The sequence below is a fragment of the Leptospira sp. WS58.C1 genome, from assembly GCF_040833995.1.
Classification (GTDB): domain Bacteria; phylum Spirochaetota; class Leptospiria; order Leptospirales; family Leptospiraceae; genus Leptospira_B; species Leptospira_B cinconiae.
Map to the genome: position 1 here is coordinate 2679874 of NZ_CP162137.1, position 24080 is coordinate 2703953.

At 43.4% G+C, this 24080-nt stretch carries 19 protein-coding genes; 6 read left to right on the forward strand and 13 right to left on the reverse strand.

The features are described 5' to 3' along the window. Positions 1-21: 21 nt before the first annotated feature. Positions 22-1044, reverse strand: a complete 1023-nt coding sequence (locus AB3N61_RS12255) for a rod shape-determining protein (RefSeq protein WP_008595388.1) — start codon at positions 1042-1044, stop codon at positions 22-24. A gap of 188 nt (positions 1045-1232) precedes the next feature. Between AB3N61_RS12255 and AB3N61_RS12260 the strand changes: the two genes are divergently transcribed. Both AB3N61_RS12260 and AB3N61_RS12265 read left to right on the forward strand, forming a co-directional pair. Further along, complete coding sequence (locus tag AB3N61_RS12260) at positions 1233-2786, forward strand: Ppx/GppA phosphatase family protein (RefSeq protein WP_036089090.1); 1554 nt, start codon at positions 1233-1235, stop codon at positions 2784-2786. Beyond that, complete coding sequence (locus AB3N61_RS12265; RefSeq protein ID WP_367897721.1) at positions 2783-3463, forward strand: hypothetical protein; 681 nt, start codon at positions 2783-2785, stop codon at positions 3461-3463. The genes AB3N61_RS12260 and AB3N61_RS12265 overlap by 4 nt, the downstream gene beginning before the upstream one ends. Before the next feature lie 167 nt (positions 3464-3630). Here AB3N61_RS12265 and AB3N61_RS12270 read toward each other — a convergent pair whose 3' ends face one another. Next, entirely contained in the window at positions 3631-4218 is a 588-nt protein-coding gene (locus tag AB3N61_RS12270) for a methyltransferase family protein (protein WP_367899097.1), read from the reverse strand. Positions 4219-4603: 385 nt separating this feature from the next. Between AB3N61_RS12270 and AB3N61_RS12275 the strand changes: the two genes are divergently transcribed. After that, positions 4604-5020, forward strand: a complete 417-nt coding sequence (locus tag AB3N61_RS12275) for a MarR family winged helix-turn-helix transcriptional regulator (protein ID WP_036089094.1) — start codon at positions 4604-4606, stop codon at positions 5018-5020. 277 nt (positions 5021-5297) lie between these two features. Here the strand turns inward: AB3N61_RS12275 and AB3N61_RS12280 are convergent, their stop codons facing one another. The 9 genes from AB3N61_RS12280 to AB3N61_RS12320 form a co-directional block, all read right to left on the reverse strand. Beyond that, positions 5298-7391, reverse strand: a complete 2094-nt coding sequence (locus AB3N61_RS12280) for a response regulator (RefSeq protein WP_367897722.1) — start codon at positions 7389-7391, stop codon at positions 5298-5300. 58 nt (positions 7392-7449) lie between these two features. Next, positions 7450-7827, reverse strand: coding sequence for a response regulator (locus AB3N61_RS12285; RefSeq protein ID WP_020768840.1), 378 nt, complete (start codon positions 7825-7827; stop codon positions 7450-7452). Positions 7828-7829: 2 nt separating this feature from the next. After that, complete coding sequence (locus tag AB3N61_RS12290) at positions 7830-9377, reverse strand: PAS domain S-box protein (protein ID WP_367897723.1); 1548 nt, start codon at positions 9375-9377, stop codon at positions 7830-7832. Positions 9378-9617: 240 nt separating this feature from the next. Continuing rightward, positions 9618-10010, reverse strand: coding sequence for a DUF6941 family protein (locus tag AB3N61_RS12295; protein ID WP_020768835.1), 393 nt, complete (start codon positions 10008-10010; stop codon positions 9618-9620). A 19-nt stretch (positions 10011-10029) separates the two neighbouring features. Next, positions 10030-12801 (reverse strand): 2-oxoglutarate dehydrogenase E1 component, encoded by a 2772-nt coding sequence (locus AB3N61_RS12300; RefSeq protein ID WP_367897724.1) that lies wholly within the window; start codon positions 12799-12801, stop codon positions 10030-10032. Between the two features lie 13 nt (positions 12802-12814). Then, entirely contained in the window at positions 12815-14218 is a 1404-nt protein-coding gene (gene lpdA / locus AB3N61_RS12305; RefSeq protein WP_367897725.1) for a dihydrolipoyl dehydrogenase, read from the reverse strand. Positions 14219-14233: 15 nt separating this feature from the next. After that, positions 14234-15484 carry a 2-oxoglutarate dehydrogenase complex dihydrolipoyllysine-residue succinyltransferase gene (gene odhB, locus AB3N61_RS12310; RefSeq protein ID WP_036089137.1) on the reverse strand — a complete coding sequence of 417 codons (1251 nt, stop codon included), beginning with the start codon at positions 15482-15484 and terminating at the stop codon, positions 14234-14236. A 140-nt stretch (positions 15485-15624) separates the two neighbouring features. Continuing rightward, the gene (locus AB3N61_RS12315) at positions 15625-18081 is read right to left on the reverse strand and encodes a penicillin-binding protein 1A (protein WP_020768979.1); all 2457 of its coding nucleotides are present in this window, start codon (positions 18079-18081) and stop codon (positions 15625-15627) included. Next, entirely contained in the window at positions 18078-19031 is a 954-nt protein-coding gene (locus AB3N61_RS12320; RefSeq protein ID WP_367897726.1) for an MBL fold metallo-hydrolase, read from the reverse strand. The genes AB3N61_RS12315 and AB3N61_RS12320 overlap by 4 nt, the downstream gene beginning before the upstream one ends. Positions 19032-19128: 97 nt before the next feature. Between AB3N61_RS12320 and AB3N61_RS12325 the strand changes: the two genes are divergently transcribed. Continuing rightward, positions 19129-19968 carry a rhomboid family intramembrane serine protease gene (locus AB3N61_RS12325; RefSeq protein WP_367897727.1) on the forward strand — a complete coding sequence of 280 codons (840 nt, stop codon included), beginning with the start codon at positions 19129-19131 and terminating at the stop codon, positions 19966-19968. Positions 19969-20077: 109 nt separating this feature from the next. Here the strand turns inward: AB3N61_RS12325 and AB3N61_RS12330 are convergent, their stop codons facing one another. Both AB3N61_RS12330 and AB3N61_RS12335 read right to left on the reverse strand, forming a co-directional pair. Continuing rightward, complete coding sequence (locus AB3N61_RS12330; RefSeq protein WP_367897728.1) at positions 20078-20869, reverse strand: hypothetical protein; 792 nt, start codon at positions 20867-20869, stop codon at positions 20078-20080. Beyond that, the gene (locus AB3N61_RS12335) at positions 20866-21552 is read right to left on the reverse strand and encodes an SGNH/GDSL hydrolase family protein (protein WP_367897729.1); all 687 of its coding nucleotides are present in this window, start codon (positions 21550-21552) and stop codon (positions 20866-20868) included. Before AB3N61_RS12335 ends, AB3N61_RS12330 begins: the two co-directional genes overlap by 4 nt. 294 nt (positions 21553-21846) lie before the next feature. Here AB3N61_RS12335 and AB3N61_RS12340 point away from each other — a divergent pair, with 294 nt between their 5' ends. Beyond that, positions 21847-22680, forward strand: coding sequence for a biotin/lipoate A/B protein ligase family protein (locus AB3N61_RS12340; protein ID WP_367899098.1), 834 nt, complete (start codon positions 21847-21849; stop codon positions 22678-22680). A gap of 28 nt (positions 22681-22708) precedes the next feature. Next, positions 22709-23956, forward strand: a complete 1248-nt coding sequence (gene glyA / locus AB3N61_RS12345) for a serine hydroxymethyltransferase (protein ID WP_020768801.1) — start codon at positions 22709-22711, stop codon at positions 23954-23956. Positions 23957-24080: the final 124 nt, after the last annotated feature.

Consider the following 24080-nt stretch of genomic DNA (forward strand, 5'->3'; position numbering starts at 1 on the left):
AGCCGGAGACCGAGATCCGAATTAACGGATCCCTGGTTTCAGATACTTAACTTCGTCCAAAAATTTTCCGGTCCCAAGCACTACACAAGTCAGAGGATTTTCCGCTCTGAACACAGGCACGCCGGTTTCTTTGGAAAGATAAGTTTCCAATCCGCGAAGAAGGCATCCTCCTCCGGTAAGAACAATCCCTCTTTCTACGATATCCGAAGCAAGTTCAGGTGGAGTTCTTTCCAGAACTCTTTTGATCCCGTCTAAAATTTCGTCAGTCGGTTCTTTGAGAGCCTTGCGGATCTCGTTGGATTCTAATTCCAGAGTACGAGGTAATCCGGAGATCGCATCCCTACCTTTTACTTCCATGGTCTCGGTTTTCTTTTCGGGGTACGCGTTACCGATAGTCAGTTTGATATCTTCCGCAGTTCTTTCTCCGACGACCAGATTGTATTGGTTTCTTAAATATTTGATGATAGCATCATCGAACTCGTCTCCACCTGTTCTGATGGACTCGGCGATCACCATCCCGCCAAGAGAGATCACGGCGATCTCTGTAGTTCCACCGCCGATATCCACGATCATGTTACCTGCAGGTTCGTTGATCGGAATATTTGCACCGATCGCGGCAGCCAATGCCTCGTCGATCAAGAAGATCTCTCTTGCTCCTGCTTGTTCTGCGGATTCGCGGACCGCACGTCTTTCCACCTCGGTGATCCCGGAAGGAACTCCGATCACGATCCTTGGCTTTACGAAAGTGGTTCTGTTATGGACTTTTGCAATAAAGTAGCGGATCATTTTTTCCACAGTTTCGAAGTCCGCGATCACCCCGTCTTTCATAGGACGGATCGCTACGATCTCGCCGGGAGTACGTCCCAACATTCTTTTAGCTTCCTGGCCTACTGCGAGCACTTTGCCCGTAGCTGCGTGGACCGCTACTACGGAAGGCTCGGAAAGAACGATACCTTGCCCTTTTACATGGACGAGAGTGTTTGCGGTTCCGAGGTCGATTCCCATATCGTTGGAAAATAATCCGTATAGCTTATCGAATATCATTTCTATCCTTTGCTGCCAGAAGGCTGGTTGATCTTATTTATTATCTGCAGAATCGGCGAAAATCTCTAGGATTTTACGGTCGCGATCCAATTCAATATTTCCGGCCCGATCCTCCGGGGCAATTCCAAAACAAAAAAAACGAAAAACAAATTGGAACCCATTGTGACCTCCATAAACTTGGGGAACTTATGGTCCGGGAAAACACCCTAGCTGCCATCGATCTAGGCACAAACTCCTTTCACATGATTATCGTCCGGGTCCGAGAAAACGGGACCTTTGAAGCAATCGCCAGAGAGAAGGAGAACGTACGTCTCGGAAGCGGTTTAGAAGAAGGAGGCGAGATCGACCCTCCCGCATTTAGGCGTGCAATCGAGTGTTTAAAGCGTTTTAAGATGCTCGCAGATAACTCAAAAGCGGAGATCAGAGCAGTTGCTACATCTGCAATGAGAGAAGCCTCCAATCGTGCAGAATTCCAGGCCGCCGCTTTAAAAGAAGCCGGGATCAAGATCGATGTCATCAGCGGATATGAAGAAGCCCGACTTATCTATTTCGGGGTCCTACAAGGTCTTCCTGTATTCGATAAAAAGGTCCTGCTTGTGGATATAGGCGGAGGAAGTACCGAAGTTTTAGTCGGATATCGAGGGGATATTTTATTCTCCAAAAGTTTCAAATTAGGAGCGATCCGACTCACCGAAAAATTCCTAAAATCCGAAACCTTGGACTCCTCTCAGATACGTAAATGTAAACTTTATGTGGAAGAGATCATTCTTCCTTTCCGAAAGATCATCCGAGACCTAAAACCGGAAATGATCATAGGTTCCTCCGGAACAGTCCAAGCAACTGCCGGGATCATTCGGGCTTTCGAGGGAGAAACGGAAGAAAGACCGTTAAATCATTATACATTCCAATCCTCCGAATTCAAACGTGCCAGGAATCTGATCTTAGAAGCGGATACTTCCAAAAAGAGAAGTAAGATCCCCGGTTTCGATTCGAAACGTTCCGATATCATCGTAGGCGGGATATTGATCCTGGACGAACTCTTTCAGTTACTTGATCTCCCGGAAATGACGGTTTCCGAGTTCGCGCTTAGGGAGGGATTAATCTACGATACGATCCGAAAATGGGAACATTTCCAGGATTTGGAACATTCCAAACATCTGGACGATATCCGCCAAAAGTCCATTTTGAATCTTTTAGTTTCCTATACGAGGGACCAGGAATACGCCCGCCATGTAGCCAAACTGGCCTTGGATATATTCGATCAATTACAGTCGGTACATCGATTGGGAAAGGAAGAAAGAGAATATTTGGAAGCTTCTTCCTTACTTCATGAGATAGGTTTATTCATTTCACATTCGGCCTATCATAAACACAGTTATTATCTGATCCGAAACTCGGAGGCTATGCTCGGCTTTACCTGGGGAGAAATAGAGATCATAGCGCTCACAGCAAGATACCATCGTAAAAGTTCCCCCAAATCCAAACATAGAGAATTCCAAAGAGTGAGTCCAAAAGAACAGGAGATCGTCGAAAAACTTTCCGCAATTTTACGAATCGCAAGTGCATGCAATCGGAACAGACAGGGATTAATAGAAACGATCAAGTGCCAGATCCGAAAAAACCAAACGATTTTCACCTTGGTCACAAATCAAAATTACGATAAAAGTCTGGAACTTTGGGCCTGTGAAGAGCAGGCGGATGCATTCGAGTCCGCCTACGGAATGGTACCTTTATTTCAGTGAATAAATTTCGCTCTTTTCGCTATTTCTATTTTGCGGCCTTAGTTTTGATCCAATCTTCTTTCCTAAATTGTTTTACGGTTTTTCCTTATAAACAGGAAACGATAGATTCTCGCTTACTGGATAAAAAAGAAGAAGTGATCATCTCTAATAAGGGCAGAATAGACTTCGAATTCCAAAACTTCGAGCTGGTATTAAAAATAGAAGGCGCCTCCTTCCAAGAAACAGTAGAAAAAAGAAAAACCTTAGAAACCAAAAAAGTATTTTACGATTATAAGAAGACCGACGGATACAGACAACTGGACTCGGATGACAAACCATGGAATCGATATATTCTAGGAATGTTTGCAGACATCGGAGCTCTATTCGAATGGACTACGATCCCCTTTCGCACTATCTCAAGAAAAAAGGAACAAGAAACACTTTTCGAGAATATTATAAAATCGGAAAAGATCAAAACTTTCGACCCGAAAGATCTGCAACTCATTCTAAGAGCGGAAAATACTGAGTTCTTCAACAAAAACCCTAACTCAGATACGATCCGTATCCCGCTCACAGAGATCCGAAAATTTTTTCCGAAAACAAATTCGATAGAAGCTCTACTCTACTACGAAAAAGAAAGGATAGAATACCAAAACATCCCGGTCGCAGAAGAGATCCGTAAGATGAAATTGAGATAGGTCCCTAAAGTTTCCCTCTATGTAGAAGCGGCTACCACTGTTGATTCGTATTATCCCAATTCCGAGGATCTAGCCAAAGCGTCCCAGATCGCTTGCGTCTTTTACAGGACCGATTTGTTCGAGCGCCAGGCCGCAGAATCTTTGGGACAATATCATATTGGCAACTTTCATACTTTTTTCTCCGATTTCATCCTTTGTTTTAATGTGAAAGAGGGTAAAAACATGGGAACCTCATGTTTATATTGGATATACTTTTCTCCGAAAGTCCGGACCAGATCCCTTTCTTCAAAAAATGTCCCGATGACGATATAAAGAGTCATACCTGTGGATAAAATCAAATGACCCAGATCCATTAAAGGTGTACTCCATAGAACTAAGATCATTCCGAACATCATCGGATGACGTACCAATCTATAAAGTGACGGCGAAACAAATTCGGAATTATGTGATTCGGTTTTCTTCAGATAATTCCAGGCCTGCTTCAATCCGAAAAGTTCGAAATGATCTATTAAAAAAGTCGAGACAACGGCCAAAATAAGCCCTATTATAAAAATCGAATATGTTGCGTACATTCCGAAATCGTTCTTAATATTCCAAATTTCAAAACGGATCGGCTGCCAAAGGCACGAGAGAGCGATCAAGGCTACGCTAGCGATAAAAACGTAAAGACTCCGCTCAATCGGCAATGGTATTATTCTGCGACAATACTCTTTGAACCCGGCTCTTGCCATAACGCTATGAGGGATACCGAACATCGCTACTAACGCAACGTCTAAACAGATCGACCCTATTAGCCCAAATTGAAATTCGAAGGTTAAAGCCTCTATGAATCTAGTGAGGTCGAGAAGACGAAAAACAAAAATTAACGTACTCAAAAGATACACCGTATAGGAAACGAGAGCGAATATCAAATAAAGAAATCGCGTAAATATATTATCAGCGGGCAATTTTCCCTCCTAGATGCTTGGGATCCAAAGCATTTTAAAAATTCTCAGGTAAGGTAAGAGACCGACAATCTGTGCAGTAAATCATAAATTTTAGAAATCTATTTATTAAATGCGAAAATTGCTTGGTATTCAAAGCAATTTTCGACAAACATAGGACTTTTCCCTGAGAAAGGAAATGGAGGATGCGAGAAGAATGAAACAAGATAGACTATTGGTCCTGATTACCGTGTTACGAGATCAAATTCTTGACGAAGTGAAAAGGGATTACGTACGTTTCGGGGTCACGAATATAACTCCGGCAATGGGAGCCGTTCTGTGCGCTCTCAAAGGGGATCGCCCGCAATCGATGAAAGAGATTGCTAGACAAATCTTTAGAGATCAATCTAGCGTTACCCCGTTAGTGCAAAAGCTGGTCGACCTGAATCTTGCAATCCAAGAGCGCTCCTCCCTTGACGCACGAGAATCTCGGGTTCGGTTAACGATGTCCGGGAAAAATACACGTTTGAAAATAATTCGTGCAGGTAGGAAAATGAATGCTCGCCTGTATCGAGGCATGTCGGCTGTCGACCGAAAACAACTTATTACATTACTCGCCCAACTAAAAAAGTGAAAAAACTCTTAAAGAGACCCGAATACACGAATAGGAAACTCCGTGTTCTCCATACGAACTTTATCCTAATACTCTTCTATCTCCATCCGTTTCGGAGATCTGCGCCGTTTTTTCTATTAGAAATTCTGAAAGTTTTTTGCCTCCGAGTTAAGACCGGTAAAGGACGTGCACGACTCATTTTCGTTTCTCTTTTTCACTTAAATTAAAACCAACACCGTGGCCATTACTACACAGATCAATATTTTATTTTCAACATAAGATAAGATTAAGTGATATCTTATTTTTGGTCCAAAGTGGAACGGATGCAGGAAAGGATCTCTGTTCCCAAATAAGGCTTTTGGATAAAATAACTTATCCCGAAATCTTTTAAGGCAAGTTTTAACTCAGGTTCCATAAACCCGCTTGCTAAAATTATCTTTACGTTATTATGAATCGCCCTGATTCTTTTGATCACTTCTTCTCCTCCGAACTTTGGAAGACCAAGATCAGTTAGTACCAAATCGATTTGCGAATGCCTCAATAGAAATTGTTCTACACCGTCCTCTCCGTCCGCAGCCAAATACACTTTGTAACCTTTGGACTCCAAAAGATCTCCCAACATATTTCGGAGAAGTTCTTCGTCCTCAATTACAAGAATACTTTCGTTGCCTCCTGAAAACTCGGATTCCGAAGAAATCGGTTTTATAATCACTTCCGATTTTTCCTTCGGTACAGGCAAGTATACGAAAAATGTCGTACCTTTTCCTAATTCGGAATCTACCTCTATCCAACCCTTGTGATTCTCTATCACACTGTAAGCCAATGCAAGCCCAAGCCCTGTCCCCTTGCCTATTTCTTTTGTTGTGAAGAATGGCTCAAAAATCCTTTGTTTTGTTTTTTCACTCATCCCACTTCCGGAATCCGAGATCCTAAGGACTATATATTTTTCAGCCAAATTTTTCGAATATCCCGGCTTTAAATTCTCCTCCGCTGCAAGAAATGATTCCATATTTAGAATTCCACCGTCCGGCATTGCATCTCTGGCGTTCACACATAAATTTAGTAAAACCTGATGGATCTGATTGGCATCCGCCTTGATCCAAGGAAGATTTTTTTCGAAGTTTGTAAAAAGGCGGATATTTTTAGGAAAGGTCTGAGATATCAGTTTACTTATTTCTAATATGATATCGTTTATTTGAATAAGTTCTAGATTAAATTCCGTTTTTCTGGCGAATGTTAAAAGTTGCCTTACCAATGACGCACCTCTCTGGGTCGCCATATGCAAAGCCGCTATATGTTGAGAAAATTTTTCCGGGTTATTCCTATTACTCTCTATCACGGAGGTATGACCCATGATGATGGAAAGTATATTATTAAAATCGTGGGCGATCCCGCTTGCTAAGGTGCCTAAACTTTCCAGTTTTTGGGCCTGTATAAGTTGCTCTTCCAGCTCTGCCCTTCTTTTTTCCACTTCCTTTAACTGGGATTCTTTCAATTTATGTTCGGTAATATCTTCTGCAATACCGGCAATCCGAACGGTTTCTCCCTTTTCATTCCTAACAGGAAATGCCTTGTCCCGGATCCATCGGATCTCTCCGTCCGGACGAACGATCCTGTATTCTTCCCTATATTCTCCCGTTACCTGCTTTGTCTTTGCGCTATTATACACCCTGTCCCTATCATCCGGATGAATAGATTCAATCCAGGAGATCGGATTTTCAAAAAGACTTTGCCTGGATCTTCCCCAAATCTGTTCGTATCCTTGGCTAATATACACCATCTCATTTTTAGAAAGACTGGTCATCCAAAACACTTCATGGATCGCATCCGTCAGTTCCTTGAATAACTCTTCACCTTCTCGGTTCAGCCTTTCGGCCCTTCTTCTTTCCTCTATTTCGTAACCTAACTCTTCACTCCTCTTTTGGAGTTCGAAATTTTTTTCCTCTAATTTTTCCACAAGTCGGTGATTATATTGTCGGAGTGGTGCGGAGTCTATGACCAATCTTTTGACATTACGCTCCGATCTAGGATTTTTGACTACGTTTGCTACCGTCTCTTCCAGTAACTTAAGACCGGCCGGCTTTTTCAAAAAAGCATCCGCTCCCAAATCAAAAGAAAGTTTTTCATCGGAATCGGATGTGTAGGTCGCAGTATATACGATAAACGGAATATGTTTGAACTTCTCATTCTGTCTTACCTGAGAACAGAATTGGTATCCGTCCATTTGGGGCATTAAAATATCGGAGATAATCAGATTCACTTCCGTATTTTCCAAAATCTCCAAAGCTTCTATTCCATTGGAAGCGGTGTAAATTTTTCGAGTTTCGCTTTCCAACTGGGCTGAAATTAATTTCCGATTTTGATAACTGTCGTCTACGATTAGAATAACCATAAATTTTATGCCAAAAAACGGATTATGCAAAAGTAAGGGACGAAAAAAATCCTTTGGATCACGGGTTTAAACCCTTGATAAAACCGTTTATTTGTTCCGTAAATTTCCTGGTATCGATCGGTTTCGTAATATAGCCGTCGCATCCGGCTCCGTAAGCTTTTTGTGCATCTCCTTTCATTGCAAAAGCGGTAACGGCTATGATAGGTATATTTTTCGTATTTTCTCTTTCTTTTAACTGTCTAGTAAGCGTAAGCCCATCAACTCCAGGTAATTCTATGTCCATAAGAATTAGATCTAAAGGATAATTTTCTATGATCTGAAGCGCTTCTTCCGCGTTTTCCGCTTTTAAAACCTCATACTCGTCTAATTCCAATAATTCACAAATCAATTTGAGATTTACGATATTATCATCCACAACCAAAACTTTAGGTGGCATATCTATTTACCGTTCAAGATATTTCTAGGAAGTATGATAGTGAATACGGATCCTTTTCCCAACTCACTTTCTACATGTATTGTTCCGTGCATTAATTCCACGATCCTTTTCGTCAAAGCAAGGCCTAGTCCCGTTCCTTGGAATTGCCTGTTGGCTCCGCTGTCTATTTGTTGAAATTCCTCGAAGATCCTGGTTAGATCATTTTCTCCTATACCTATCCCGTCGTCTTCGAATCTCATCCGGATAAATTCCTCACCTTCCGCTTCCATACCTACTCTGATATTTCCTCCTTCGTGACTGAACTTGACTGCGTTGGATAAAAGATTGTATAAGATCTGTTTTATTTTTTGAGGATCCAAGGTCACAAAATCTATCGGATCCTCTACTTTTATCGAAAAATTTATCTTCTTCTTTCTTAACAAAGGACGTATGATGGAGGAAACTTCCTTGATCGCAGTGGATAAAGAGAATGTTTCCAAAAATAATTCCATCTTTCCGGACTCCACCTTAGCCAGATCTAAGACGTCGTTGATCAATTTCAAAAGATGGTTCGCACTATTTAATATATCCGTTAAATATTCCTTTTGTTTTTCATTTAACGGCCCAGGCTTTTCGTCGGAAAGTAATTCCGAAAAACCAATGATACCGTTTAAAGGAGTCCTTAACTCATGAGACATGTTTGCCAAGAATTCACTTTTCAATCTGGCGGTTTCTTTCATTCTTTCATTCTGTTCTTCTAATGCAGCTCTTCTGAATTCTTCCTGTTGTTTTCGTTCGGTGATATCGCGGATAGAACTGGAAACCAGCATACCTTCTTCCGTTTCCAAGGGACTTAAGCTGATTTCCACAGGGAATTCCAAACCGTTCTTCTTCAGCCCATATAATTCCAACCCGCTTCCCATTCCTCGAACTTTTGGATCATTAAAAAAGCCGATCCTATTTTTCGGATGATTGGCTCTGAATCTTTCAGGTACTAAAACTTCAACTGGTTTGTGTAATAATTCTTCTCTGGGATATCCGAATAATTTTTCCGCTTGAGAATTGATGAGTACGATATTCCCCTCCCGATTCACGATCACAACAGCATCGGGTGCGGATTCCAAAAGTCCTCTAAACTTTGCTTCAGCCTTGATCCTCTCTCTAATGTCGCGTATAGCGCTTAGCACCAATGTTGTTTCTTCTGTATGATAGGGACTTAAGCTGATCTCTACCGGAAATTCTGCCCCGTTGGATTTCCTACCAAAAAGTTCCAAACCAGCTCCCATGGTTCTCGTCCTTGGCTGGGTAAAATAATGATCACGATGAGCAATATGATTTTTTCTGAATCTATCCGGGAGAAGGATCTCTATAGGTTGCCCTAAAAGTTCTTCGATTTTGTAATCGAACATTCGAAGAGCTTGTTCATTCACAAATACGATCCTCCCGGAATCGTTTACCATTACGATTGAGTCAGGTAAAGACTCCAGAAGCCCTTTAAATTTGGATTCAATCAGCTTTGCGTCCTGCAAAGCCTTTTCTAATGTGATATTTTTTTCCGTAGGCGTCGCCATATTATATAAGAGTCCGTCTTTATAAGTCCGGCCCCTCGAGGCCCTAAACCGAATGCCAATATAGTTTATATTTTAGAACGAATTATAAGAAATTCGTATATGAGAGACGGATACAATACTTGAAAAAAATTTCCAGATCAAGCGTATTTCAAAAAATTAATATTGGAAAAAATTTATTATCCGACCGTACAAGAAAACGAAGGGACTTGTAAAAGATTTAGGATTTTCTAAATGAGGCGGTCAGGTAGGATTTAATTTATCCACCCAGAGAGGGCGGCTTCCCACGATTTCTTTACCCACTTTGAAGAGTAAAATATATCTTCCTTCTTTAGGAAAAACTGCATGAGGGATCGGGATCCCGATTTCCACGGGTTCCGAACCGTTATTGACCCGGATATTGCCCCCGACTCCTATCACTTTTTCACCGGTATCTGCGTGTTCTAATTCTAGAGAAAATTCATGGTCTCCTGGGGAAAGATTTGTGACACATACGTATATTCCCCAGGGAGGAAAAACTACGGGAAATTGACCCGTAAAGAACTTAGTAAAAGTCCCTATGATCCCTTTTTTCCCGTTGTCTTCCGAGATAACCCGATCTGCAAACAATAATGCTAATAGAACAGGCTCTCCCACGTTATTCGACGCCTAAGATTCAGACCAGATAAGCATCTGAAACTAGTTGTTCCTGCTCTTGTGTATGGACTTTCATATGTCCGGCAGCAGGACTTGCGGATTCTTTTCTTCCCGCATATTTGAGTTTTGCTCCGTTCGGAAGAATATCCTCGAATCTATCTCTTACAAAAGTCCAAGCACCTTGGTTCTTAGGCTCTTCTTGGCACCAAACAAATGTTTTAGCATTTTTGTAGGTTTTAAGGATTTCTTGTATCTCTTTAGCTGGAAATGGATACACCTGTTCAACACGGATCAATGCCGTATTCTGCACCTTATTCTCTTCCCTATATTTTAGAAGATCATAATATACTTTCCCGAAACTAAAGACAATTTTCTCCACTTTATCGGACTTTAAATCTCCGCCATCCGGAAGAACTTCCTTAAACGCTCCTTTTAAAAGATCGTCTATCGGTGACAACGCTCCAGGGAAACGTAATAAAGATTTAGGAGTAAAAATAATCAGAGGTTTGCGGAAATTACGCAGAATTTGTCTACGAAGCAAATGGAAATACTGAGCGGCATTCGTACAGTTTGCTACTTGCATATTATTGTCCGCACATAGTTGCAGGAATCTTTCTACCCTACCGGAACTATGCTCAGGTCCTTGTCCTTCGTATCCGTGAGGAAGAAGTACGACAAGACCCGACATCCTCTGCCATTTCACTTCCGAGCTGGAAAGGAATTGGTCGAAGATCACCTGAGTGTTGTTTGCAAAGTCGCCGAACTGAGCTTCCCAAAGAACAAGAGCGCTCGGATCGGAAAGAGAATAACCGTATTCGAAACCTAAAACGGAAAACTCGGACAAGGAAGAGTTCACAACTTCCGCCTTGGCTTGTTTTTCGGAGATATGATTTAGACCTACGTATTTGGCTCCCGTGTTTATATCCACTAGAACCGCGTGCCTATGGGAGAATGTTCCACGCTGGCTGTCCTGGCCGGAAAGACGGACTCTGAATCCGTTTTCCAAGATCGAACCGAAAGAGAGCGCTTCCGCCATTCCGTAATCCAGAGAAACTTTTCCTTCCGCCATTTCTTTACGGCTTTGAAGAAGTTTTACCAGCTTAGGATTCGGAGTAAAACCTTCCGGAACGGTAGTGATCGCTTTTACGATACGATCGATTTGTTCCGCAAGTAGAGATGTAGCAGTTCCGCTATCCAGAGGTTCTTTGGAATATTTTGCCCAAACACCCTGCATAGTATCCACTTTCATCTTGATATCTTGTTCTTTCGCTCTTTGGAAAGAATCTTCTAAACCTTGAGCGGAACCGTTTTTGATGAAGTCCAACTCTTCTGCGGTGATGTCTCCGTCATTTATCAACTTTTTCTCATATAATTGAGCGGTAGGAAGATGGTTCTTTATGATGGAATACATTTTAGGCTGAGTGAATGCAGGCTCATCCGTTTCGTTATGACCCAATCTACGGTAACAGATCAAATCAATGATAAAGTCTTTTTTGAACTTTTGGCGGTATTCCATTCCGAGTTTGGTCACTCGATAAACCGCTTCCGGATCGTCACCGTTTACATGAACGATAGGGATTTGATAACCTTTTGCCAGGTCAGTTGCATACAAAGTGGATCTGGATTCGTTCGGCAAAGTAGTAAATCCGATCTGGTTATTGATCACAATATGGAAAGTACCGCCTGTAGTATAACCGTCCAGGTTCATTAGGTTGATGGTTTCTGCCACCACACCCTGCCCCGCAAACGCTGCATCTCCGTGTATGGTGATCGGCATAAATTTAGAACGATCCGTATCTCCATACTGCTCTTGGCGAGCACGAACGGAACCTGTAACAACCGGGTTCACCGCTTCCAAGTGACTTGGGTTAAATGCAAGGGAAAGTTTAACTTCCTTTCCGCTTGAAGTCATTTTGCTATTGGAATATCCTAGGTGATACTTAACATCCGCATAACTTCCGGCGCTTTTGTCTGCTTTCTCTTCGAATTCTGCGAATACCAAAGAAGCGGGTTTTTCGATCACGTTAACAAGTACGTTCAATCTTCCTCTATGCGCCATACCGATCACGAGTCCGTCCATTTTGAAACGTCCGGCTTCCTCCACGATCGTGTCGAGCATAGGGATCATACTTTCTCCTCCTTCCAAGGAGAAACGTTTTTTACCTACGTATTTTTTAGCTAAGAATGTTTCCAGATGATCCGCTTGGAATAATTTTTCGAACAGTCTGAGACGAGTACTTTTAGGAAGAGGTGCATGGTATTCCGCGGACTCGATCTGATGTTGGAGCCATTCTCTTTCTTCGTCGTTTACTAGATAATATTGTTCGTAACCTACCGTGCTACAGTATGCTTTTTCGAACCAATCCACAACATCTTTCAGTTTTGCACGACCGAGAGAAGGGTTCTGTGTGTCGACTACCGTATCCAGATCCGCGGCAGTTAGATTTCCTAACTTAGATTCGATAAATTTGCGGTTCGGTTGAGAGATCCCGAGAGGATCTAACTTTGCAGCTAAGTGTCCCTGTCTACGATACGCATTCAACAGGTTGATAATCCCCATCTCTCGGATGGATCCGGCCTGAGCATCCGTAAAAGAAGTGGTAACGGCCGTTTTTCCGTTCCCGTTTCCATTGGTACCGTTCTGAGGATAAACTCCGTTAGTCTCTACTTCTTGGAAGAAGAGAGACCATTCTTTGTCTAAAGAGTTCGGGTCCTTTTTAAACTTTTCATAAAGTTCTTCGAGTAATGCCCCATTCTCTCCGTATAATGCCATCAATTGTTCGATTTTCATGATCGGATCTCCCCTAAGCGTGAATTGCCCACTTGTCTACGGCCATGGCGGCCTCTTTTACGACTTCGGACAATGTAGGATGCGCATGGAAGGAACGTGCTATATCTTCCGAAGAAGCACCGAACTCTACAGCAACCGCAAGCTCAGCGATCATATCCGAGGCTCTAGGCCCGAACACAAACGCTCCCAATACCTTATCCGTTTTTTTATCTGCTAAAATTTTAACTTGGCCTTCCGCTTCATTCATGGCCTTTGCTCTTGCATTCGGCTTGAATAATGACTTACCGACTTTGTATTCCACACCTGCGCTTTTGAGTTCCTCTTCCCCTTTTCCTACCCAAGCCATTTCCGGCCAGGTATAGATAATGCTTGGAACCGCAGCGTAATTAACGTGTCCGGATTGACCCGCGAGTAATTCCGCAAGTGCAACACCTTCTTCTTCCGCCTTATGAGCAAGCATAGGTCCGTCGATCACGTCCCCAATCGCGTAGATACCGGCAGCGCTCGTTTGAAAATGAGAATCTACCTTAATCCTTTTTCTTTCCGTTAATTCGACCCCTGCCGCTTCCAATCCGATCCCATCGATAAACGGCTTTCGGCCGACAGCCACAAGTACAACATCCGCATCCAATTCGGACTCTTTTCCATCGGGGGCCGCAATCTTTACTTTAGCACCTGATTTAGAAGCAGTCGCTCCTAATACTTTATGTTCGAATAAGAAATTAAAACCTTGGGATTCCAGACTTCTCTGTAATAAACTACCGAAAGAACGGTCCACAGTAGGAAGAAGTCCAGGTAGGAGTTCCACTACCGTCACTTCCGCTCCGAGCCTTCCCCAAACGGAACCAAGCTCTAAACCTATAACACCTGCACCGATCACTACCAGTCTTTTAGGAACTGTTCGTAGATCGATTGCGTGGTCGGAAGTGATGATCGTTTTTCCGTCCACAGGCAGACTCGGAATATCTATCGGAACGGAGCCGGTCGCCAGAACGATATGTTTGGCGCTTAAAACTTCTTTTTTGCCATCGACCAAGGCAACTTCTACCTGGCCCCCGCCGAGCAATTTACCAAAACCCTCATAACGAGTGATCTTGTTCTTTTTCATCAAGTAATCCACACCGTCCGTGACTTCTTTGACGATGGTGTTCTTGCGCTCCATAAGTTTGTTTAGGTCCAGAGTGACTTTACCAACTCCAATCCCATGAACATCGGTCTTATGTAAGACCTTATGATATTCTTCCGAAGAATCCAAAAGCGCCTTAGAAGGGATACAACCCACGTTTAAGCAGGTTCCCCCCAAAGTTTTTCTTTTTTCGATGATCCCTGTTTTGAGCCCGAGTTGAGCCGCTCGGATCGCGCCCACATAACCTCCGGGTCCCGATCCGATCACGAGTACGTCGTATTGTTCCGCCATATCTATTAGACTTCCTTAAACATCCAAAAGAAGACGAGTCGGATCTTCGATCGCTTCTTTTACTTTCACCAGGAAAGTAACCGCTTCTTTTCCGTCCACGATCCTGTGATCGTAAGAAAGAGCCACATACATCATAGGTCGGATCACGATCTGATCGTTCACTACTACCGCACGTTTTACAATATTATGAAGTCCCAATATACCACTTTGAGGAGGATTCAGAATAGGTGTGGACATCATAGAGCCGTAGATCCCACCGTTGGAAATAGTGAAAGTTCCACCTTCCATATCGGAAAGATCTATTTTTCCATCCTTCACCTTGTTCGCAAGTCTTACGATCTCGGATTCTATTTGAGCAAAGGTCAGAAGATCCGCATCCCTAACGATCGGGACCACCAAACCTTTGGGACCGCCCACTGCTACGCCGATATCGTAATAGTTTTTGTATACGATATCGGTCCCTCTGATCTCGGCGTTGATCGCAGGAACATGTTTAAGCGCTCCGATCACCGCCTTGGTGAAGAAACTCATAAATCCAAGACCTACGTTATGCGCGTCCTTGAACTTGTCCTTGTATTTAGTACGAAGATCCATGACCGCGCTCATATCCACTTCGTTAAAAGTGGTCAAGTGAGCCGCGTTATGTTGAGCGGAAACCAAACGATTCGCGATCGTCTGGCGAAGTTTCGTCATCGGAACTATGTTCTCTCTCGGAAGATTTCCTCTGGAAGCGGCAGGAACCGCTTTAGGGATTTCGGGAGAAGGAGCTGACTTTGGCGCTGAGGAAGCTGCGGAAACCGCTACAGCAGGTGCCGACTGTTTGTTTGCAATTGCGTTTAACACGTCTTCTTTGGTAATCTGTCCGTTCTTTCCGGAACCGGAGATAGAAGCAGGATTTAATCCGTTATCATCTATCAATTTGCGAACAGCAGGAGAAAGTGTATCGTTCTGTGTTGCGCTTATCGTGTTCGTTGGTGTTGTATTCGTTGAGGAAGGAGTGCTGGAAGTAGGAGCGCTTTTTGCAGAGGCAGAAGGGTCAATGATTCCGATCACTTCTTTGATCTTGACCGTCTCCCCCGGTTTCTTATTAATTTTTTGGAGCACACCCGCCGAGGGGGCCGGTACCTCCATGGTCACCTTATCGGTTTCCAATTCCACCAGGACCTCGTCCTGTTCTACTCGCTCGCCTTCTTTTTTTACCCAGTTTGCTATTGTTGCTTCCGTAATGGATTCACCCATTTCGGGAACCTTGATCTCTATCGACATCTTGATCCTACGGAGGTCGGTGTATACGTCCCATTCCGGGACCGCCTCCATTTCACTTTCGGAAAGCGGAAAAATTCTGTAAAGCCGTTCTTGTCAAATCGGTGTTTTGGACGAATTTTCCCGAAATCACACTCGATTTTTCAGTCCGCTTGCGGTTTAAACTTACGTTCCGTTTTTCCGATCTCTTCGTCGCTGATCTGGTATTCCAACTGCAGGAATTCTCTGAAATCGATCGACTTATGATGGTCCCGATCTCCGTCGCATTGGCGGTTTGCTTGGACGGATTTTGTCACACCTGCTACAGTAATCGGCTTTAAGGTCAGGTTCTGGGTAACCGGACATACTCCGGGCTTAGGAGACAATCCATTATACGCGCAGGTTCCTCCACCTTGTACTTCTTCCGGTTGCGGATCTAAACCGTGCTCATCCTCGAAAGTCGGATAATTTTCACCGTTATAAAAACGACGGTACATTTTTCCCCAAATAGGAACCGCAAGAACCCCTGCAGCCTGCCCTCTCCCGAGTGAAATAGAACTCTTATCAAATCCTAACCAAATCACAGTGGTCAACTTAGGATCGAATCCACAGTACCAGGCATTCGTAAAAGAAGAAGTGGATCCGGTTTTTCCTGCCGCGATCCCCTTATAATTTCCTTGGTCGGGAGAATGAAGCCCGTTCGCTGCAGTTCCTCCCATCGCAACCATGGTCAACATTTTACGAAGAATATAGGCAGTTCCCTCGCTGATAATCTGAATGGAACCGTCTTCTGCCTGCTTATCCAATTCTTCCCGGACCTTTAACTCTTCATTATAAATTACGTTTCCTGACTGATCGATCACATATCGAACGGAAAGCGGGATCACGTTCCTTCCCTTGTTTGCGATGATAGAATACCCCACCGCCATTTCATAAGGACTCAACTCAGCGATTCCCAACGCAAGAGCAGGACTTGGGACAAATCTACTTTTATCAGCCTTTGTTAAACGAGAAGCAAAATCGATGACCGCATCGGCCCCGGTTCGCAAAAGAACCTGAACGGAAACGATGTTTAAGGACATAGAAAGAGCTCTGGAAAGAGGAACCATACCTTGGAAGTCTCCGTCGAAGTCCTGAGGAGACCAACCTTCTCCTTCTTCCGTTAAGGTAGTGAGAGGTGCGTCCATGATCCCAGTTCCGGAACCGACAACCCTTTCCGCAATGGCAGCGCCATACACGAACGGTTTGAAAGAAGAGCCGGTCTGCCTTCTTGCCTGCACCGCACGATTGAACTGGTTTTTAGGAGTAAATTCATATCCTCCGACCATCGTTTCTATATAGCCGTTGGTATGATCAATCGTGATCGCAGCGCCTTCTACGTGAAGGTTCTTACCGAATACTGCGGTCCTTTTTTGGAATTCAGTAAAAGCAGCAGATTCATTATCCGCAGGAAGAAGTAAACTGAGAACATCCGCTGAATCGATAAGTTCTTTTTCCAATGCGACCCTGAAATTTGCCTTATCATCCAAGCGACTCACAAAAGGAGGAGCCACAGGGAATAAGGAACCGATAAAATTATAAAGACCTACAAGACCTCTGTCCGCGCCTCCCGCATAATTCACGGTAACGCCGGAAACTAGATCGTCGTGTTTTTTGAGAGCCTTACGAAGTTCGTCTTGAGCGATCTCCTGTTTGCGGATATCCAGAGTGGTGTAAATTTTTAAACCACCGCTGTAGATCCGATCCTCTCCCAATTCTTTTAATAATCTCTGCCTTACGAATTCGGTAAAATGGGGAGCTCTATTCAGTTTGGTTCCCCAGGTGGATTGAGAAGGCGATTGAGTGATTACGATCGGCCAGTATTTTTCCCAGAATTCATCGTGGATGGTCTGGACCTTATCTTCCGGAATAAATCCCTGAGAAGCCATAAGTTTTAGAACTTCTATATGAGCCCTTTTAGAAGCGGCAGGATTTTTATACGGAGAATAGTCCACCGGCGCCTTAGGAAGTCTCGAAAGAAGTGCAGCTTCCGCCACATCCAGATCCGACACATCCTTATGGAAATATACGTCGGCCGCGGAAGCAAGCCCTGTCGTTCCGTGTCCTAGGTATATTAGGTTAAAATAAATTTCTAATATTTCTTCTTTGGAATATTCCTGTTCGATCTGAAGAGTGAACAAAGCCTCTACGAATTTGCGGATAAAGGATTTTTTCCGATTATTCAAAACGGTTTTAGCTAGCTGTTGTGTAAGAGTGGATCCACCTTGTTTGATCCTACCGGAGATCACGTTAACTGCCGCCGCGCGAAGGATTGCGGAGAAATCTATCCCGAAGTGATTGAAAAAGTTATTATCCTCAACGGAAAGGAAGGCTTGGATCACATGAGGAGGAATATCTTGGTATTTTAGAAGTTGCTGTTTATGGCGATACAATTCCGCATACACGATCCCATTAGTATCGTACAACCGAGTCGGAGTAGTAGGTTGATAGGAGGCCAGGATCGCAAGCTCCCCCCCCTCGTCGACTTCTGCGATGATGTATCCGAAAAACAGACCGCCCAATAAGGCTAAGATCAAAAGTGTTTTTGTAGCTCTGTGAATTCCTTCGCTAAATAGATTCATACGAGTTCGAATTTTATTCCTTCCCTAGCCAAGACTATGGATAGGTCCTTAGCTCCAAGATTTTCAGCATGGGTTCTGGCGTCATCCAAGATGATGGCTAAAATTTCGTCCGAATAGGCGGGTTCATGGTGGGTCAAGGCCAGTTTTTTAACCTCCCAGGAAGAAGCACAATTGACTGCCATAGTGTAAGAGGTATGGCCCCAATCGAATTTTTGGAAGGATTCGTCCAGTGTGTATTGAGCGTCCAAGACCAGAAGATCCGCACCTTTGAAGAACGGTTTTTGCTCCTGGATCAAAGGAAAATCCTCACCGTTGTATTCCGCATCCGTGGCAAAAATAAAACTTTTTCCGTTTTCGGTAAATTTATAGGCGATGGAGCCTCCCGGATGTTTGAGAGCGAGCCATTCCACTTTCACACCGCCGATTTCCAGGATCTCTCCCTTTTGGAGCCTATGGAAATTTCTTTCTGAACCGAAATGATCGAAATGGATGGGGAAAAATCTGGGTTCTTGCTGGTATTTTAATCTTTCCGGCAGATCTTCTAAGGGAGAATAAAAACTGAATTTATTTCCGGGAATGTATAGCGGTTTGAAAAACGGGATCCCATGGATATGATCCCAATGAGTATGAGTGAAAAATACGGATGCTTCTCCCTTCCCTTGCCCGAATTTACCTCGGACTAGATCCTCTCCCAGAATTCTCGCCCCGGTACCCAAATCCACAACCAGTTCTACCCCGGAAGCTCCGATGATCCGAACACAGGTAGTGTTTCCACCGACTATATAATTCAAAGGTTCAGGCAACCCGTCGAACCATTCTTCGGGAGAAGAGAACGCTTTTCCCTCCGACTTGGCGACCAGTCTCAAAATGGAAATTACTTTCTCCCTGTATTCCTCATTCGATAAGGGGGCAGGAATAGACCCCCGGACTCCGTACAAGAAGATTTCCATCTTAGGAACATTTACTATATTTCCCCCAAACTGTCAAAGGAAACAAAATCCGGATTTAGGTTGTCGTTCGAAAGGAAAAAAGAAAACTAGGGAGTCAATGGCGTCTTTCTCTAGCGGATTCGGTGTCTCAACCTCTCCCCTCGTTCGTAAACTTCTGATATTAAACATAGCGATTTTCGGGATAGAGTTCATTCTGAGCCTGGCTGCCCCTTCCGTTCTTTTGGGCATCCTGGGATTATTCGGTCTGACTCCCGGCCTCGTCTTAGAAAAATTTTTCGGCTGGCAGTTACTCACATACAGCTTCTTTCACACCCCAAATATGTTGATCGGATTCTTATTCGAGATGTTTGCATTTTGGATGTTCGGCTCCGCATTGGAGTCTCACTGGGGGACCAGGAATTTTTTACGTTATTTCATGTTTTGTATCTTCGGAGGCGGAGTTGCTGCGATATTCGCTTCTCTTATAGGGTATCAACAAGGGACCGTATTAGGGATTTCCTCCGTTCTATACGGGTTAATCACTGCTTATGCGTTAATTTGGCCGAATAGAGAGTTATTGTTTTGGGGGATCTTTCCTATCAAAGCAAAGTATCTTGCCATGATTATCCTGGCCGTTCTGGTAATTTTAGGATTACAAGCAGGAACACCGATCGCAAGCGGATTGGGTGGATTCGCGGCCGGTGGACTCTATTTCCTATATTATACGAAAATAAAATATAGATTCGGGATAAAACTCCCTAGCTTCTCATTTTCCAGATGGAGACAAAAAAGAAAAATGGTCCGCTGGCAAGAAGAGATGAAAACCAGAGAAGAAGCTAAAGAAGAAGTGGACCGTCTTTTAGAAAAAATTTCCAAAGAAGGGATGAATGCTCTGAACAAAAAAGAGAAAAAATTCCTGAAAGAAGCTTCGAGTAAATATTACGAGGCGAAGGATTGATTTCGTGCAGAGTCCCACAGAAGCACATAGAGAAAAAAAGCCGGCAACTTCTTGAACATCTCTTGCCTTAGCGATCTCGCTTGCGACAATTTAAACTCTTTACTTAAGCTTACCATAAAAACATCTGCTGATAACCCAGTTTAAAACCCTGATCGTAGGTATTATCCTTTCTCATTCCATACAATCCGCTAAAAAAAACTCTCCCGCCGTCTCCTATCTTATACTGGACTCCCGGATGAAGATTGAATGAATCGGAACGAGGAGTGGGGATCGTATTTTCGACTGCCATACGATAGGTGGCTTCCAGAACTAGGATCCAATTCGAATTTGTTTCATAAGAAAGAGTGGCACCCGCTTCCATATAACGATAATATTTATCTTGGACCGGATCTCTAAATTTGGAATCTGTCTCTCTTTCGTATAAACCGAAAGCCTGGAACTTAGTTTTACCAAAATCTAAAACAAATCCCAAATGAGGACGGACCAAAAGAAGCTCCGGATTTCTTTCTCCGATCCATGGCTCGGATGCAGAAGGTCCGTAAACGTTCACACCTCCTCCTATTGAAAATATTCCTAAAGTGAAAAACGTTTTTAAACCCGCTCTCCATCTGTCCCAACCGCTCCAAGTAGTTGCTTGTGTGGCATATTGGTCCACATATCCGTAACCAGCAGAAATTGAAAAATGATCCCCCAGTTTCAATTCTCCATCCAAAGAAATCTTACGATTCCGATCATAATCCTTAGAATTCCTGTATTCTTTTGCATCCGCGCTAATTACAAAAATATTATATACTCCGACAGATTGCCCCCAGACCGGATAGGGGATCGAAGTTTTATCCGTAGCGAAAATTTCCGTAAGAGGGCTCAAGAATGCCAGAAGAAGGAATAACCTATATTTCATAATAGGAACTCCAACCAGAACTCCGGCAAAGTAGCTTTAAGGTATTCTCTCACTCTTTGGGAAAGAATGCCATATCCTTCGTCGGTAAGATGGCCTCCGTCCAATAACATTTCCGTATGGATCAGATCTTCCGGATCGATCCTCGGCAAAAAGGTTACCTTCTTCTTCATTTCTAGATTGATCATGGACGCGGCTTTTACAGGCCAAGGAAGTTGTACTGTCCATACGTTAAGAACGATAATATAGTCGCAATGGTCGTTCAATATCTCAAGAGTCTCGAGCTGTCTTTGTACAGTGGCATCGACTTCTTCCCAAGTGGGTTCGAAATTATTCAGGAAATCATTTACACCGCCGTTCAACATGCAGGACCTATATCTTCCCGTTTCGTTTTTAGCGGCCTCTTGGATCTCGTAAGTCCTTCTACCTGGAAACGCCTTCTTATAAGTCTCAAATTCAGGGAACTGCTCTTCTATAGGCCAGAAGGCGGAGATACTATCCCCAAAAAGAGCGAAGCTAGGTTTGTATAATCCGGACTCTTTAGATCGGATATCCTTATCTTGAACGCATGCTCCCAACAAAAGAAACATCGCCAAAACAAAAATCCAGAACCGATTAAAAACTCTTTGAGTTCCTAAAAAACAGGAGAGAAGTCCCAACTTCTCCAAGAAATAAATTATATTCATTTTTCATAATGCTCTATAAATTAGGACAAGAAAAGAAAGGAGAATGTTCCCGTTTTTCGAAAAACAGAACAACGGAGACCGAAGTTCAACAAATATTAAAGTGCACTTTAATATTATATTTTTTTAATATATAAGGAACGTGGTTCATTTTCGTCGATTCGAAATGCGGAAATTATTCCCTAAGTAGAATACGGAAGTCGGATTCGGAGAAACGTTCCAAAAGATAAAAGATAACTACAGTCAATTACAAAACCCATGGACGAAAACCATAGGTCGATAGACTCTGGTCTCGAAGTGCGGACTTTTATACTAGACCAAAAATCCATTCGGACACCTTATTATAATCTAGCTTTAGAAGAGGCTCTCGCAGTCCAACTAGTATCCGGAGGATATTCCGGAGGGGTTCGGTTTTGGGAAGGACCGAGGTCCATTATAATGGGTCTTTCCGAAAAGCCGGAACTAAGCGCAGGAGAAGAAAACCGAGAAAGTTTTCTGACCGAATTTCAAAAAAGACAAATCCCCAAAAAACCATCTGCAACAGATCCGGTGTATTTAGCCAGAAGAGCAAGCGGTGGCGGAACAGTGGTTCATGAGCCGGGATGGAATCTGAACTTCAGTCTTTTTGTTTCATTAGAGGCAAAACCTGAACTCTATCCAGTTGCCAACTCTTATAATATATTCTTAGGTTTGATATCTTCCGCATTGAATAGACAAGGGCTCAAAACAAAATGTAAGGGCAAGTCCGACTTAGCCTTGGAACTTTCGCCGGATGTATGGAAAAAAATTTCGGGTAACGCCCAGTTCAGGAAGAAGAACTGTATCGTGCAGCATGGGACCTTGATCCTGGACCCAAGGCTTATTCCCTTGGTGTCGGACCTCCTACCCCATCCTCCGGAAGAACCGGAATACAGAAAGGGCAGAACTCATGAGGAATTTGTAACCTCCTTACCCGCCTCCTTTTCGCCGGGAAAATTCAAACAAGACCTTTCCCTTTTATTTGCGGATTATCTGGGGGTTGAAATCCTAGGTACCGAGACGGATCCTTCCTTCTTTCGAAACGTTCGCAAGGTGGCAGGTCGACTGTTTCAAGAAAAATATTCTGATCTAGGCTATATTCTGGGAGAATGATTCTCTCAAAACTCAAACCGAGGAAAAAATGAAATACCTTCCCCAACAAGACCCCGAAATTTTCAAAGCCTTACAAGCGGAAGACATGAGGCAGGAACAAAATCTGGAAATGATCGCATCCGAAAACTTCGTATCCAGATCCGTCTTAGAAGCCTATACTTCTACGCTCACCAATAAATACGCAGAAGGATATCCCGGAAAAAGATATTATAACGGGTGTGTAAACGCAGACATAGTCGAGTCCTTGGCGATCGAAAGGGCAAAAAAGATCTTCAAAGCAGAATATGCGAACGTTCAGCCCCATTCCGGTGCTCAGGCAAATATGGCGGTCTTCTTGGCAACATTAGAACCGGGAGATTCTTTTTTAGGAATGAACCTGGCCCATGGCGGACATTTAACCCATGGTTCTCCTGTAAATATCAGCGGAAGATATTATAAACCGATCCCTTACGGTGTAGATCCTAAAACGGAAACGATCGATTATGACGCTCTGGCGGCTCTTGCAAAAGAACATAAGCCTAAATTGATTGTTGCAGGCGCTTCCGCATATTCCAGAACGATCGATTTTGACAAGTTCGCAGAGATCGCAAGATCCGTAGGTGCAAAACTGATGGCGGATATCGCGCATATTTCAGGGTTAGTCGCGACAGGTTATCACCCCTCTCCGATCGATAATTTTGATTACGTTACCACCACCACTCACAAAACCCTCAGGGGGCCAAGAGGTGGATTAATTCTTTCTAAATTAGAAAATGAGAAAGTATTAAATTCCAGAGTGTTCCCCGGGATCCAAGGTGGACCTCTAATGCATGTGATCGCCGCAAAAGCGGTGGCATTCGGAGAAGCGTTAACCCCCGATTACAAAAAGTATATCGAAACAGTACTCGAAAACGCAAAAGTTTTGGCGGAAGTATTCGTAAAAAGAGGATTCAGGGTTGTGAGCGGCGGAACTGACAATCATCTAGTCCTTTTGGATGTGTCCGTTAAAGGACTGACCGGCGCAAAAGCGGCCGACGGATTGGATGAGGTGGGAGTTACCGTGAATAAAAACGCCATCCCATTCGACAAAAATCCTCCGGCAGTCGCTTCCGGAATTCGTTTAGGAACTCCTGCACTTACTACCAGAGGGCTTAAACCTTCCGATATCGAAAAAGTTGGAAATCTGATCTGCGATTTCTTAGATAACCCTGATGACGAAAAGACAAAGGAAAAAGTTAAGGCTGGTGTGAAAGAGATCACCCAACAGTTCCCGATGACCGATTTCAGATTGGATTAAAATTTGCGACTTCTCCGGGACAAAATTTCCGGAGAAGTTATCTCTCCTTCTAAAATTCTTCCCTCTTCCTCTTTTTCCAACCCTGGAAACATCTTGACTACTTTATAATTCCATTTATTATTTT